Source organism: Elusimicrobiota bacterium, assembly GCA_016721625.1.
Classification (GTDB): domain Bacteria; phylum Elusimicrobiota; class Elusimicrobia; order FEN-1173; family FEN-1173; genus JADKHR01.
In genome coordinates this window covers 1,894,164-1,908,476 of the sequence record JADKHR010000001.1, presented here as the reverse complement: position 1 = coordinate 1,908,476, position 14,313 = coordinate 1,894,164, and the positions used below count along the sequence as shown (strand labels likewise).

The 14,313-nt window shown below is 62.9% G+C and carries 15 protein-coding genes; 6 read left to right on the top strand and 9 right to left on the bottom strand.

All coding sequences use genetic code 11. The annotated features are described in order from the left end of the window. The first annotated feature begins 202 nt into the window (after nt 1–202). The 3 genes from IPP35_08230 to IPP35_08220 are packed head-to-tail and all read left to right on the top strand — an operon-like array spanning nt 203 to nt 1,733. Nucleotides 203–790, top strand: a complete 588-nt coding sequence (locus tag IPP35_08230) for an RNA polymerase sigma factor (GenBank protein ID MBL0059083.1) — start codon at nt 203–205, stop codon at nt 788–790. Next, entirely contained in the window at nt 787–1,206 is a 420-nt protein-coding gene (locus IPP35_08225; GenBank protein ID MBL0059082.1) for a zf-HC2 domain-containing protein, read from the top strand. The genes IPP35_08230 and IPP35_08225 overlap by 4 nt, the downstream gene beginning before the upstream one ends. An 11-nt stretch (nt 1,207–1,217) precedes the next feature. Next, nucleotides 1,218–1,733: a Spy/CpxP family protein refolding chaperone gene (locus IPP35_08220; protein ID MBL0059081.1), complete on the top strand. Its 516-nt coding sequence runs from the start codon at nt 1,218–1,220 to the stop codon at nt 1,731–1,733. A 147-nt stretch (nt 1,734–1,880) separates the two neighbouring features. Here IPP35_08220 and IPP35_08215 read toward each other — a convergent pair whose 3' ends face one another. Together IPP35_08215 and IPP35_08210 are read right to left on the bottom strand one after the other, a co-directional pair. Then, nucleotides 1,881–2,372: a DUF3015 family protein gene (locus IPP35_08215; GenBank protein ID MBL0059080.1), complete on the bottom strand. Its 492-nt coding sequence runs from the start codon at nt 2,370–2,372 to the stop codon at nt 1,881–1,883. A 12-nt stretch (nt 2,373–2,384) separates the two neighbouring features. Next, nucleotides 2,385–2,858 carry a DUF3015 family protein gene (locus IPP35_08210; protein MBL0059079.1) on the bottom strand — a complete coding sequence of 158 codons (474 nt, stop codon included), beginning with the start codon at nt 2,856–2,858 and terminating at the stop codon, nt 2,385–2,387. A gap of 103 nt (nt 2,859–2,961) precedes the next feature. Here IPP35_08210 and IPP35_08205 point away from each other — a divergent pair, with 103 nt between their 5' ends. Continuing rightward, nucleotides 2,962–3,810 (top strand): alpha/beta hydrolase, encoded by an 849-nt coding sequence (locus tag IPP35_08205; protein ID MBL0059078.1) that lies wholly within the window; start codon nt 2,962–2,964, stop codon nt 3,808–3,810. Here IPP35_08205 and IPP35_08200 read toward each other — a convergent pair. Further along, nucleotides 3,788–5,710, bottom strand: coding sequence for a DUF4105 domain-containing protein (locus IPP35_08200; GenBank protein ID MBL0059077.1), 1,923 nt, complete (start codon nt 5,708–5,710; stop codon nt 3,788–3,790). The genes IPP35_08205 and IPP35_08200 overlap by 23 nt on opposite strands. Nucleotides 5,711–5,835: 125 nt before the next feature. On the opposite strand from IPP35_08200, the gene IPP35_08195 reads away from it, so the two are divergent. Beyond that, on the top strand, nt 5,836–6,189 hold the full coding sequence (locus tag IPP35_08195) for a response regulator (protein ID MBL0059076.1): 354 nt from the start codon (nt 5,836–5,838) through the stop codon (nt 6,187–6,189). A 51-nt stretch (nt 6,190–6,240) separates the two neighbouring features. Next, complete coding sequence (gene tadA / locus IPP35_08190; protein ID MBL0059075.1) at nt 6,241–8,388, top strand: Flp pilus assembly complex ATPase component TadA; 2,148 nt, start codon at nt 6,241–6,243, stop codon at nt 8,386–8,388. Here tadA and IPP35_08185 read toward each other — a convergent pair. The 6 genes from IPP35_08185 to IPP35_08160 are packed head-to-tail and all read right to left on the bottom strand — an operon-like array spanning nt 8,382 to nt 14,312. Continuing rightward, nucleotides 8,382–10,313, bottom strand: coding sequence for a response regulator (locus tag IPP35_08185; protein ID MBL0059074.1), 1,932 nt, complete (start codon nt 10,311–10,313; stop codon nt 8,382–8,384). The genes tadA and IPP35_08185 overlap by 7 nt on opposite strands. Beyond that, nucleotides 10,310–11,230, bottom strand: a complete 921-nt coding sequence (locus IPP35_08180; GenBank protein MBL0059073.1) for a protein-glutamate O-methyltransferase CheR — start codon at nt 11,228–11,230, stop codon at nt 10,310–10,312. Before IPP35_08180 ends, IPP35_08185 begins: the two co-directional genes overlap by 4 nt. After that, nucleotides 11,227–11,589 (bottom strand): response regulator, encoded by a 363-nt coding sequence (locus tag IPP35_08175; protein MBL0059072.1) that lies wholly within the window; start codon nt 11,587–11,589, stop codon nt 11,227–11,229. The genes IPP35_08180 and IPP35_08175 overlap by 4 nt, the downstream gene beginning before the upstream one ends. Nucleotides 11,590–11,591: 2 nt before the next feature. Further along, nucleotides 11,592–11,981, bottom strand: coding sequence for an Hpt domain-containing protein (locus IPP35_08170; GenBank protein ID MBL0059071.1), 390 nt, complete (start codon nt 11,979–11,981; stop codon nt 11,592–11,594). Beyond that, entirely contained in the window at nt 11,968–13,269 is a 1,302-nt protein-coding gene (locus tag IPP35_08165; protein MBL0059070.1) for a hypothetical protein, read from the bottom strand. The genes IPP35_08170 and IPP35_08165 overlap by 14 nt, the downstream gene beginning before the upstream one ends. Then, nucleotides 13,266–14,312, bottom strand: a complete 1,047-nt coding sequence (locus IPP35_08160; GenBank protein MBL0059069.1) for a chemotaxis response regulator protein-glutamate methylesterase — start codon at nt 14,310–14,312, stop codon at nt 13,266–13,268. The genes IPP35_08165 and IPP35_08160 overlap by 4 nt, the downstream gene beginning before the upstream one ends. Between the last annotated feature and the right edge of the window lies 1 nt (nt 14,313).

Here is a 14,313-nt window from a genome sequence, read left to right as displayed (position 1 = left end):
ATCAGCCGCCCAAACGGCGCCCCGCCCTGCTTCTTTTTCCCCCCTCCTTCCCAAGGAGGGCCCGGTGCGGAGCACCGGGCACCTGGGGCGGCATGGCCGCTGATCCGGGGCCAGGGGGAGGTCTAAGAAAAACAGGGGTCAAAGCTGAAGCATTGATCCCCGACACTTTTCCCCACCCCCCATCGTCTATAATGGTAGGCCCATGAACACCCCAACGAACGACCAAGAAATCATCCAGCGCATCCTCTCGGGCCACCCCGAGGACTTCGTGGACATTGTCCGCCTCCACCAAGACCGGGTGTACGGCCTTTGCCTGTCCCTCATGAAAAACCCCACCGACGCCGAAGACGCCGCCCAGGAAATCTTTATTAAGGTGTTCCGCCGCCTGGGGGATTTTCGCTTCGAATCTTCTTTCAGCACCTGGCTTTACCGCGTGGCCTACCACCATTCCCTGGACCTCCTGAAAGCGCGTTCCCGACGCCCCGCGGAATCGCTCGACGCCATGGTTGAAACCCGAGGCGAGTTCGCGGGGGAAACCCCGGCGCCCCCCCGGGAGACGGAACAGACCGACCTGGCGCGGCAGGTTCTTGATCAGCTTCGCCCGGAAGATCGCCTTGTTCTCACCCTCCGCGAGGTCCAGGGACTTTCTTATGACGAACTAGCCACCGCGCTCAAACTCTCATTGGACGCCGTTAAATCCCGCCTCCGCCGGGCGCGGGAATCCCTACGCCTGGCCGCGGGACACTTTTCCGAATCCCGCGTCGTCCAAACAAGCGGAGACCACCCATGACCCACGACCTGCCCATCGAAACGCTTTTCGCCTACCGGGACGGTGAAATGAACCCCGTCCAAAGCGCCGCCGTCCGGACGCACCTGGCCCAATGCCCGGCCTGTCGGGACGTTTTGGAAAAGCAGGAGCTGATTTTCCTCCCGTTCCGAGACGTCCCCGCCCCCGCCGGATTCGCGGAGCGCGTCATGGCCCAGGTGGAAAACCCTGAACGTTCGTCCTGGCGCGCCCCTCTGGGCCTGCGCCCTTGGGCCTGGGCCGGCGGCTTGGCCTTTGCCGGGGCCCTTTTCCTGGCCCTCCCCCGCTCCTCCGGTCCCCGGCCGACCACTGGCGCGGACCTCTCCATGGATCTCACCTATTCGGGTAACCCCGAGGAAGAAGCAGGTTTCGGCACGGAAATAGAAGCAAGCTTTCTTTAAGGAGGTTCGCCATGAAATTAAAACAAGCAGGAGTGTGGCTCGCCCTGGGGTTCCTCGGAACCTGGGTGGCCGCCGCGCCAAAAGAATCCACGAGCGGGACCCGCCGCGACCGCGCCGAAATGCGCGAGAAGATGAAAACGGAGTTGGGACTGAGCGATGAACAGGTCAAACAGCTGGAAGCCCACCGCCGCGATCATCGCGCCGAAATGAAACAGCTGTGGACCGCCATGAAAGAAAAACGCGAAGCGATAAAAACCGAACTTGAAAAACCCACCCTGGACAAAAACGCCGTCCATCAGTTAAACGATCAGTTAAAAGAGGTCCATGGAAAACTCGCGGATCTCCGCCTGGAGGGAATTCTAAGAGTCCGGGAAATATTGACCCCCGACCAGTTCAAAAAGTTCATGGCCCTCCGCCCCGGTCGGGAAGCGGGAAAGAAGGGCTGGACGCCCGGACGAGGTCACGAGGGTCCGCCGGAGGGGATGGGCGACCCCGAATTCGAAGAGGAAGCCCCGCCGAAAAAGTAAAAGATCTCCAGAAACATAAAGAGGGGGGAGCGGCTCGCGCCGCTCCCCCCTCTTTTAATATGTTCTTATGACGGCGTAGTTGCCCGATTCATCGGGCGATCTGCCGCTATTCCATAGGGCAATGCTCTTGCCCAAACCGCAAGGCTATTATCCCATCAACTCCGGATGGTCCTGAAGCGCTTTCGTCAGCCCTTCCAACAGTTCCGTGGACCCCGCGTCGGGCGACGGGAAGAGGGAAGAGTAGCGCACGCGCGCCAGTTGAAAGAACTCGGTCCGTCGTTCCGCGTTCACCCCAAGGAGCCCGGCCAGGGCGTTCAGATACTCGCCTTTCCCCGCGGCGATCTCCGACTGCAATTGGCGGAAGTTGACCTCGGCGTAGACTTCGCTTTCACGGCTGGCGGTGAAAAGCCCGCCTTCCGCGCACCCCGACGTCCCCGAGGTGATGCCGAAACTCTGGGTGCCGTAAAGGTTGTTCGTGGTCCCGGCGAGGATTTGGACGCCCTGGGTGTTGTTGTCTTTCGAGAACAACACATAAGCCAAACCGCACCCCGCCATGGGGTAATTCGGGCCCTTGGCCTTCCCCGCCGCGAGGGCGATGGACGGGAGGGCGATCAAACAGATAGCAAGAATTCGTTTCATGGGATCTCCTCCTTAGGCCAAAAGATCCGGCCGTTGGGCCAGTTCTTGTCTGAGCGCGTTCAACATTTCCAGGGAGCCGGAATCCGCCGAAGGGAAGAGCGACGTGTATTTTTCCTGCAGGACCTGGAATAGTTCCGGCCGTTTCTCGGCGCGCACGCCCAGCAGGTCCGCGAACCCCACGAGGAATTCCCCGCCGCCGGCCACGATCTCGCGTTGGAGATCTTTGAAGTTGGCCGCCGCATAGACTTCGGTCTCCACGCTCAAGGCCACCAGCCCTTCTTCCGTGCATCCCGACGTTCCCGACGTGATCCCGAAGGTCTGGGTGCCCATCGAGGCGTTGAAAATGGACGCCACGATCTGGGGGCCTGGTTTGTTTTCACGGAGCCCCGCCATATAGAGCAACCCGCACCCCCCCATGGGGTGGTTTTTCCCGGCAAAGGACGCCATGGGCGTCAACGCCAGGGCCACAAGAATCCATTTCTTCATCCGTTCCTCCTTAATCGTTTTAAAAACAATGAAAACATTGTAGTGAATCCGGAGACTCCTGCAAACGCTTTCGGGACCTCTCCGTTTTTGGCAAAGTGGGGGCATGTTCCCCCGTCGCATCCATCTTTTTCTGGCGGCCGCCCTCTTTGCCCTCACGGCCTGCGGCGTCGAACGCATCTTTTATTACCCCAACCGCGTCCTCTACGCCGATCCGGACAAGCTCGGCCTGACCTGCCAACTGGTCAGCTACCCCACGGCCAACGGACGAATGATTTCCGCCCTTCATTTTCCCGCCCAGGGGCCGGCCTTGGGGACCATCGTTCACTTCCATGGAAACTTCGCGAACGTGTCCAACCATTTCCCAGCCAGCTATTTTTTGGTTCGGCGCGGTTTCAACGTGTTGGTGTTTGATTACCAGGGCTACGGGGTTTCGGAAGGAAAGCCGAACCGAGCCCGCACCATCGAAGACGGCCAGGCCAGCGTTCGTTGGGCCCTGGCCCTGTCCACGGCTCCGGTGGGAATATTCGCCCAATCCCTTGGGGCGGCGGTGGCGAGCGTGGTGGCCGCCAAGGAACCCGAGGTCAAGGCGGTGGTGTTGGAAGCCTGCTTCACCACTTATCGGGCCGCGGCCGCCCACGCCATGAAACAAAGCGTGATCAGCTGGCCCTTCGCCTGGGTGTTCCCGCCGCTTTTCGTTCGTCGGAAATTAGACCCTTGGGATTGGGTGGAAAAGATATCCCCCCGACCCCTGCTCTTTATTCACGGCACCACCGACCGCGTGGTGCCCAGTTGGATGTCGGAGAAACTGTTCGCCCGGGCGCGCGAACCCAAACGACTTTGGTTGATCCCCGACGCGGGCCACATGGAATGCCGCCGCAAAGCCGGACAAGCCTACGAAGCGACGATCGCGGCCTTCTTTGAAAAGGCGTTCAAAGAAACCACGCCAAACTGAACAGGGTTTCCCTCGCTTCGCCGTCCCGGCGGAACCGCGCTCGAAACCCCAGTCGATTCGTCGCATCAACAGAAATTCCCACGGTTCCACGGGGCACGCCGTCCACGTCTCCCCAGAAGTACCGCCAGGCCCCGCCCTCGGCCCACAACCGCACCCGGAGGAACGGCCGCCAGAGAAGACCCGCGGTAGCCCCCACACCCGTCCGGAACCCCTGGTCGAACACCGGTCCCGCTCCGAACTCCCCCTCCCCCAAGGCGTAACCCAAAACCCCGCCCGGCCCGGCGTTCCCCACCGAAACCCCCTTGCCGTAGGCGGCCCGGAACGCCAGGGCGTTTTCGGGGGCGCGGGGCCGGTCCTCGGCCGCGTCGAAACCCAAATACGCTTTCCAGGAGGGGGCCTTCACCCAAGAATCCAGTGGCGGCATGGATTGAATGTCCACGATGCCAAGCCGTTGCACGTACACGCGGTCGCGGTCCTCCCGGTGGCGGAGGATGAGGTGGAACATTTCCAGTCGGCTGGCGGGGACGTACCCGGTGGGATCGTCCAAAAAATCCTGGAGCGCCGGGCGAAGCGAAAGCTCCTCAAAAAGGATCCCCCGGTTTCGCCCAAGGCCGGGCGCGATGCGGCCGGTCCGATGGCCCGACTCGGGAGGCGCGTCGGGGGAGAGGGGCGGTTCCGGCACCTGGCCGGGGTCCACCGCCACTTGTCCCCGCCGGATCAGGATCCTTCGTTCGGCCTCGTTGGCCTGGGTGGATTGAAAGCGCGAGAACCCATGCCGGTATCGGAACAGGTCCAACCCGGCATCCAGGACCAGCGCCTGGCGTTCCGGCACCAGCCCGGCGACGCTGGGAAAAGAAGGCGGTTCTTTTTCCCGCCCGATCCGTTCCGCCGCGGAAACCTCAGAGGAAGTTAGAAGGCTCCGCCGGGCCAACACCGAACGGGTTTGGGAAAGACGCATCCGCCGCTCCCCCACGAGTCCCGGCGAATCCAAAACCGCGCGCACGGTGTCCACCGGGATCACCTTCACGTGGAACCGCTCCGACAAGCGGAGCGACGGATCGGCCGCCTCCAGCAGGGGGAGGAGAGCGTAGGAACAGTTTTCCGTTAAGAAAAAGTAATCGAACCGGGCGCCGCCCATCTCCCAGAGGTGCCGGACCAACCGATCCAACGCCGCAGAGCTCAAAACAAGGTCATACTCCCACAGGTCCCGGCTTTGGATGTTGTTGTAGCGTTGGACCTGCATGTAATAGGGGATCGTTGAGAAAATCCCCGCGTAACCTCCGAAAAGGCCCTTCACGGCGAACACCACCCCGTTGGAGGTGGGCGTGTCCGCCGCAAAATTCACGCAATAATCGTTCAACCGTTCCGTTTCAGGCCGGTCCTTTCGATTCAACCTCAGAAAGGTGTGGCCGTACATGGAAGCGGGATTGGACAGGTAGGCCGAGGCGAAAATGAGCGAAACCGAACCGGGCGCGAGCCGTTCCCGCCATGATTCGAAACGGGGACAGGCCTGTTCCGGCAGTCGCGCGGGGTCAAAGGCCAGCCGTCCTTTCAGCCAAGCGTAGCGGGCAGGAAAATGGCACTGGGCATGGGAGGTTTTCTCCGTATCGGGAGACGCGGGAGCAAAGAAGGCCCGGATCGTGGCCTCCAGTTCCGCCTCAGGGTCCCGCTTTCCCCGGGGCGAAAGGAAAAAGTCCGGACCATCCTGTTCGCTGGTCCAACCGAAGATCCCGTGACGGTAATGGCCCAAACGGCGCCATTCCGCCGTTTGGCTCAGGTGTTCCGACCGGGCCACGGCCAGCCGATCTTCCAAATAGGCGGAATCCGCCTTTTCTTCCGCCCGCAGCCCCCCGGCCAGGAGACAAACAAAGAGAGCGGGAATCCATGGACGATGTTTCATGGGGCCCAATGTACCAAATCCAGCCGCTCATTTTCCCCTTGCGGGACGGCCGGATTGGACTTATGCTTCAGTATCGCGACCCCCCTGGGCCCGTGGGCCCCGCGGGAAATATTGAGGGGAGGCCCATGGCCAAAGTATTGATCGCGGACGACTCCGCGCTATTGCTGAAGATCGCGCGGGCGATGCTCGAAAAAGGTGGCCACACGGTGGTGGACGCTCCGAACGGGGCGGTGGCCGTGGAGAAAGCCCGGGCGGAAAAACCCGATCTCATCATCCTCGACGCGGAGATGCCGGTGTTGGGCGGCCTGGAAGCGCTGAAGACCTTGAAACGCGATCCGTCCACGCGGTCGATTCCGGTGTCCATTTATTCGGGGCACGATGCGGGAGGCCCGGAAGAAGCCGCCTTCCGAGCCGCGGGCGCGGCCTCGGTCCATTCCAAACCGTACACCATGGAATCTTTGCTGGCCCTGGTGAAATGATCGGTCCCTGGCGAAAATAAAGGAGAAATAAGCTTTGCGTCTCTCTTCACGATGACAACCGAACCTCGATACAAGGACGATTGGATTTTGAAAGCCGTGGAAACGTTGGGCCTTCCGCCCGACGTTTTAGACGGAATCCGGAAATCCGGCGAACCCTCTTTGGCCCAGGCGCTTCTGCGCGGAAAAACCGTGACCTGGGACCAGCTGGCCGCCGCCGTCACGGAAACCTTCGGCATCCCCTGCATCGACCTCTCCATTAAAAACGTGGAGAAGATGGCGCTTTCTCTGCTCACGCCTTCCGTCTGCGAAAACCTTCAGCTCCTGCCGCTCCATCTCAATAACAACGTCATCTCCGTCGCCATGGGGCATCCCTTGGACGCCGCGGCCAAAGACCACGTGCGGCTGATGTCGGCGCGGGAAGTGGAACCTTGTTTCGCCTTGCCGGAAAAGATCGAAGCGCTGATCGCGGAATGCTACTCCGACAACATGCGGATGGTGGACTTGATCGAAAAGCTGGACATGGACGAGACGATGGAGGTCGTCGACGTCGATGGAAAAGTGAACCGAAGCCTGGACGCCGCGGGAACCATGGAGCGGTTCGTCAACGATGTGATCACCAAGGCCGTCGCCCTGGAAGCCGCCGAAATCCACCTGGAACACGGGCGAAACGCCAGCGAAATCCGCTTCCTGATCGACGGCATGCTCCGCACCATTCTCACCCTCCCCAAGCCCATGGCGGAGGGGCCTATTGCGACGCGTTTCAAAGCCCTGGCGGGCCTCGACGTCTCGGAACACCTGAGACCCCAGGAAGGGCGCGTGAATCTGCGCGTGGCCGGGCGCGAGGTGGGACTGCGGCTTTTCACGCGGCCGTCGGTCACCGGGGAACGACTCACGCTTCGGGTTCTGGACGAGCGCGTGGCGGCCCGCCCGTTGGAAACGCTGGGGTTCCGCCCCGCCTTGATTGAAAAACTTTTAGATTTCGGCAAAGCCGCCCAGGGGGCCCTTTTGGTCACCGGCCCGGCCGGGTCCGGGAAGACGACCTTGCTCTACGCCCTGCTCACCCCCTGGCACGCCGCGGGAGCGAAATCCGCCACCGTCGAAGATCCCATCGAATTCAAAATTCCGGGCATCCCCCAGGTGCAAGTGAACGAAAAATTGGGGTTAAACTACGCGACCGCGCTCCGCGCCGCGCTCCGCAACGAACCCCGACTCTTGTTGGTGGGAGAACTGCGGGACGCGGAAACGGCGAACGTGGCTTTTCAAGCGGCGGGGAACGGCCGGATCGTGGTCTCCTCCCTGCACACCGAAGACGCCTTCGCCGGCCTTAACCGACTGATCGACATGGGCCTGGCGGCGGAACGCTTCGCGCCGGTCTTGAAACTTATCCTGTCCCAGCGCCTGGTTCGGCGGCTCTGCCCCGCCTGCCGGAAACCCGTGGAAGAAAAGGCCTGGGATCCCGCCGTCGTCGCCGCCTTTAAAGCCGAAGACGGGGATCCCGCCTACCAACGCGCCTCGGGATGTGAAGAGTGCAATTTCTCGGGCTACCGGGGCCGCTTGGCGTTGGTGGAACTTTTGGAAATCAACGAAGAGGTTCAGAAAAAGATTTTGAGCGGCGCGTCGCCCCTGGAACTCCATCGAGTGGCCCTGGAAACCGACGCGATTCACACCTTCCACGCCGACGCCCTCTGGCACCTCGCTTCGGGGGACACCACGCTCTCCGAAGTCCAGCCCTATCTCGAATTGGAAATTCGGAAATCAATCGCGGATAAATCCCCGGACCCAAAACCGGCGGACGCCGCGGTGGGAGACACGCCAAAACTTCGGGTCCTCGTGACGGACGACGATCCGCTGATTCGAACCATTGTCCGCAAAACGCTGGAAACCCAGGGATATGTGGTGGAAGAAGCCGCCGACGGCCTCCAAGCCTTGGCCATGGCCGCCGAAAAGGCGCCGGACCTCATGCTCCTGGACCTGGACATGCCGGGAATCGACGGGTTCGGCGTTCTCAGGATGCTTCGGCGAAAAATGGGGATGGTCAAGCTTCCGGTGATCATGTTGACCGCCACGGACGACGACCGGAGCCAGGAGTACGCCATCTCCCTCGGCGCGGACGATTACGTGGCGAAACCCGTCAAACCCGGCATCATCCTCGCCCGCATCGGCGCGGTGTTCCGCCGCGCCGCCCTCAGCTCTTACTGAAGGAACAACCGAACGCGCTCAAATTCCTCCCGGAGAGCGTCGGCGAGGAACGCGAGATCCTTCCCCTTTTCCTGGGAAGCGGCTTCCTCCCCCCGTCGGCAGAGGCGTTGCATCCGCACCGCGCCGAAGGTCCCACTGCTTCCTTTGATTTTATGGCAAAGCGCGTGGACCGCCTTCCAGTCCCCCGCCGCCACCGCTTTGCCCAGCTGATCCATTTGTTCCAGGGACTGGGTGAGGAATTGATCCCGAATCTGGGGAAAGGTTTCGGCCCCCAAATCCTTTAAACCGTTCAACGCCTCGGCCTCCACCGACACGTCCCATTTGGCGAGAAGGGAAGAAAGGCGGTCGATGGAAAGTGGTTTGGTGATGTATTCGTCCATGCCGGAGGCGAAACATTTTTCGCGGTCTTCGTCGGAAGAGTTCGCCGTCACCGCCAGGATCGGGACGTGCCGTTTTTGGCCTTCCCGCTTTCGCATCTCGATGGTGGCCTGGTAACCGTCCAGAACGGGCATCTGGCAATCCATCAAGATGAGGTCAAACACCCCGTTCTCAAAGGCGGTCACGGCCTGCTGGCCGTTGTCCGCCAGTTCCGCCGTGTATCCCAGTTTTTCCAACAGCAAGAGCGCCACTTTTTGGTTGACCGCGTTATCCTCTACGATCAAAATTCGGTAATGGCGCCGAGGGAGCGAGGGAGCCGCCGCTCGGCTCCCGGACACCGGCGCCGGGGCCGGCACGAGGGGGCGGTCGGATTTGTCCAGCGGGAGCACCGCCACGAACACGCCGCCCTGCCCCTCCTCTCCTTCCACATGAAGCGTTCCTTTCATCAAGGCGGTGAGCCTCTGGGCCACGGCCAAACCCAACCCCAACCCGTCGTGGGCGCGGGTCGAAGACCCGTCCAGCTGGGAAAAAGCGTTGAACAGTTTCGCGCGGTCCGCCATTGGCACGCCGGGCCCCGTGTCTTTAACGACGAACCGGAGTTGAAGATCGCGCTCGGTTTCGTTTTCCTTTTGAACCAAGATCGACACCTCGCCCTTGTCCGTGAACTTCACGGCGTTGTCCACCAACTGGGCGAACACCTGGCGGACGCGTTCAGGGTCCCCGCGAAGAACCAAGTCCGTTTCCGGACGTGTCACCTGGAAGCCCAGTCCCTTGAACCGGGCGGCCTCGGCGGCGGGACGCAGAACCTCCTCCAACACGCCGTTCAGAGAGAAATCCGTCCAACGGAGAGTCAAGTCGTCGCCCTCCATCCGGGCAAAATCGAGAACGTTCGTCATCACTTGCACGAGCGACGCCGTGGATTGCCGAAGCAGGTTCACCCAATCCCTCTGCCGAGGGGAAAGCGGCGATTCGGCCAGCATGGCCACCGTACCGGCGATGCCGTTCAAAGGGGTGCGGAATTCGTGGCTCATATTGACGAGGAACGTCGGCGTCAAAAAAGCCCCGGGCGCGGAGGCGCGAACGGGCGTCGGGGGGGCCGCGGGGACGGACACCGCCGGTGGGGAGGAACTCTTCGGCGGAACGGCCGGCGGCGCGGGGGGCGGGGGGGGCGGGGGTGCCGAGGTTTTGGGAGCCGCCAGAGTTTTCGGCGCCGCCGGGCGAGAAACAGGAACGTTCTCAGCCGTGAGTACGCACCACACGTCGTTGCCGATGGGAGCGGGGGTCCGTTTGAGGGTGATCCGAACGGGAACCTCTCGCCCGTCCTGAGCCAGAAGGCTTACGGGCCCCCCTCCACCCAAGGCTTTTTCCAGCGAGTCCAGGTCCGGAAGGTCGGGAGCCCGGCGCCCTAATATCAGTTTCGCCGGCTGGCCCACCAGTTCGGACTCGCCGTAGCCGAGCCAACGAGACAGCTCGGCGCTGGCCTTCACCACGGCCCCTCCGCCGTCAAAAACAACAAAACTTCCTGTGCCGGAATAATCGTCGCTCATAGGGCCCCCGAACGGTTGACAGATTCCGCGGCCAATTCCCGTGGACCGGAAGGCGCGCCGCGCGGCCGGTAGAGAGCGACGCCGTTCCATTGATAGAGATCAAAAAGGTCCCCGGCCTCCTGGGCCGTTTCGCCCGCTCCCAAAAGAAGGAACCCGTCAGGGCGAAGCGCCTCGTGGGCCTTGGAAAAAACGGTTCGGCGGGTGGCCGTATCGAAATACATGGTGACGTTCCGGAGGAGGATTAAATCCATGGAGGAAAGAGATGGCCATGGAGCGACCAAATTGAACGGCCGAAAATGGACCAGGACGCGGAGATCCTCTTTCACCCGCCATTCCTTTCCCTGTTTTTCAAAATAGGTGGAAAGGTGGGGGGGGTCCAAACCCCGGCGAACCTCCGATTCCGAATAGATCCCCGCCGCCGCCCGGCGCACGTTGTCTTCGGATAGGTCGGTCCCGAGGATTTCCCAAACCCAGGGGGAAGGAACGCCTTTCTGTTCCCGGCAAAGCATGGCCAAGCTGTAGGCTTCCTGGCCCGTGGCGGCCGCGGCGCACCAAAAGGAGAGCCGCCGTTCATTCGCCCGTTGTTCCATGAGCCAGGGCAAAACCACCCGGCGGAGGAGTTCAAAGGGAAGTCCGTCCCGGAAAAAGTTTGTTTCGGGTATGGCCAGGGCCGCCACCACTTCCCGATGGCGGGGCCCCGGCGCCGCCGCGCGCAATTCGGCCACCAGCGCGGCCAGTGAAGGCAAGCGATCCCGCCACACCAGGGGGGCCAACCGTGATTCAACGAAAACGCCGTGGTCCGGCGCCAGCATGATCCCCGCTTCCCGGCGAACCAGATCCGCCAGATACGCCATGTCCGCGGCCGACACCGTGGACCCATGCCCCGGAGAGACCGCTGATTCCCGGGAACGGGTCATGCCCCCACCCCCGCCAGTTTTATTTTGAGATTCTCGATGGTCAAAGGTTTCAAAATATAATCCTGGGCCCCGGCCTCAAGAGCTTCCGCCACGCGCCCCACTTCCATTTCGGTGGTGACCACCATGAGCCGGACCGCGCTCAAGGCCGGATCACAGCGAACCGCGCGGATCAACGCCACGCCGTCCATCTCCGGCATGTTCCAGTCCACCAAGGCCACGTCGGGCCGTTCGCCCCCCCGGAGCAGAGCCAGCGCTTCCTTTCCATCGGAAGCTTCCACCACCGTGTGGTTCAGTTCGGTCAACATCCGGCGCAACAACAGCCGGATGGCGCGGGAATCGTCCACCACCAGCGCGCGCACGGTCAGGCCTCCGCCAGGGCGGCGGTGCGGAGGCGCGCCCGGAGCGCCTTGAAATCCTCCGGCCCTTCGGGGCCGCCCGCCGCCACCCGGGACACGGCGCCCCGAATGGCGTCCAAGAGTTCGGCGGCCAAATTCCGGCGTTCCAGCGAGGGAGGAACTCCGTCCCGCCAGGGTCCCAGAAATCGTTCTCCCTCATGAGCCAAAAGGCCCAGCCGTTCAAAACCGAAGAATCCGGCCGTCCCCGCCAGCGTGTGCACGGCCCGAAACACGGGCGTTCCCGCCTTCGGGTCCGCGGGATCGGCGGCCAGTTGCGCCAAGGCCTTTTCCGCCAGAGCGATATTATCCACCGACTCGCGGATAAATTCTTGCAGTAGCGCGTCATCGGTTTCCATGGGTCCCCTCCTGGTTTTGGCCCGGCGCGTGCCGCTTGAGTTTTCGAATCAACCCTTCCAGCTTTTCCGTCATCAGGGCCAGGGTCGCGGCGGCGCCGGCGGTGTGGGCGATTCGTCGCAACATGCTTTCCGAACTGCGGGCCGCTTGGGCGACCCCCTGGGCGATTTCCCCGGTGCCGCGAGCCGCGTCCGCCAGGGACTGGCCGATCTCGTGAAGGGTGACCGACTGCTCCCGCACGGACTCCGTGACCTCGCCCTGGGCCCCGCTGATCTCCTGGATGGTCGTCGTGATGTCGCCGATGGCTTTGGACGCCTTTCCCGTATCGGCGGAAAACACCGCGACGATGCGGGCGATCTCGGCGGCGTCGGAAGAGGTCTTTTTCGCCAGTTCTTTCACCTCGCCGGCCACCACGGCGAACCCCTTTCCGGCCACCCCGGCCCGGGCGGCCTCGATGGTCGCGTTCAGCGCCAGCAGGTTTATTTTTCCCGAAACGTTTTGAATCAGATCGACGATGCGGCGGATTTCGCTTCCCTGGCGGCTCAAGGCGGCGACGGCGGCGTCCGCCGTTTGGGCGGAAGCCACGGCGTCGGCGGTGCTCTGGGCCACGCCGTTCAGCCGGAGCGACACCCCGTTGAACCGTGCGTCCATGGCTTCCACCGACGCGGCCACCAGGGCTACGCTCTCGTTGACGCGCGCGCTCATTTCCGAAACGGCGTTGGCCTGGCGGGCCGATTCGGAGGACTCCTGGCTCATGAGGGCCACGGCGTCGGCCAATGGAGACAAACGAGCGCGCACGCGATGGACGAACTCTTGAAACGATTCGGCCAGGACACCCACGTCGCCGCTGATTTTTCCCGCCGGGCCCCCGGCGTCGGAGGATTCTTGAAGCGCGCGGACCATGAGCGAAACCGGGTGGACCACGAGCAGGGCCACCGCCCACGCCAAGAGAGACATCAGGACCACCGAAAACACCCCGGCCATCACCGCAAACCGTCGGAACAGAAAGAGTTCCTGGCGCAGGGCCCGAACGCCCTGGCTCACGCGCAGTTCGCTTTCCTTGGCCTGCCATTCGAGTTCCCTCACCACGGGATCGCGCAAAAACAAAGACGTGTTCCGCACCCGTTCATGCAGTCCCGCGGCGCGGTGAAATGCGGCCACGTTGGCTCGTTCAAAGGTGGTGGTTCGTTCCAGCGCCCGTGTGGTGCCCCAGAGGGCGAGACCGGTGAGGCCCGCCGACGTGAGAAGAACGCACGCCAAAGCCGCTTGGATCTGCGTCGAAACTTTCATAGGGTTTCCTCCTCCATTCCCAGGCGGACCCGAACACGGGCCGCCATTTGGTCCAAGGGCAGGACTTCTTCGGCCAACCCCGCGCGCGCCACGGCGCCGGGCATCCCCCAGATCACCGACGTGGCCTGGTCCTGGGCCAAAACGGCGGCCCCCGCGTCGTGCAAAGCCAGGGCTCCCTTTAACCCGTCCTGTCCCATACCGGTGAGGACGAGGCCCAAGGCGCGAGGACCCAGGGCGGCCACGGACCGGAAAAGCACGTCCACAGAAGGGCGGCAAGAATTTTCCGGCCGATCCTCCGTCACGTCCACCCGCGGCCGCGCGCCGGAAAGGTTCACCACCAGATGCCGATTTCCCGGCGCCAACCAGGCTACCCCGGGTTCCAGGGCCCCGCCCGCCTCGCCCTCCCGCACTTGGAAACTGGATTCCCGCGTGAGCCGCTCGGCCAGCCACTGGGTGAACATGGGCGGCATGTGTTGAACGATGACGATGGGGATGGGAAACCTTTTCCCCAGGCCTTTCAGGAGCTGGGACAGGGCGTTCGGTCCGCCGGTGGAGGCGCCGATGGCCAACAGTTCCGGCCGGTGCCGGGGTTTGACCAAGCGCGGCGGCGGGACGGCCGGCGCGTCGGAAGAACCGTTTTTCACCAAAGCCAAAAGTTTCGGGATGAGCTGGGTTCGAATGGCGGCCCGAGCGGCGTCGAGCCCCTCCGACGGAGTGGGTTTCGGCGTGTAATCGGAGGCGCCGCGGCAGAGGGCTTCCAAGGTGGCTCGGGAACCCCGTTCGGTGAGGTGGCTGAACATCACCACCGGCAGGGTGGGCCGCCGTCGCCGCAAGCGGTCCAACACGTCCAGGCCGCTTAATCCCGGCATTTCCACGTCCAGCGTCACCGCGTCCGGCGCCGCCTCATCAAGGCGCGCCAGCGCGTCTTCCCCGGTCGCCGATTCCCCGGCCACCATCAACCGCGGATCGGACTGAACGATTTCCCTTAAAAGCTGGCGGAGCACGGCGGAATCGTCCACGATAAGAACCCGCACCGGTTTCATA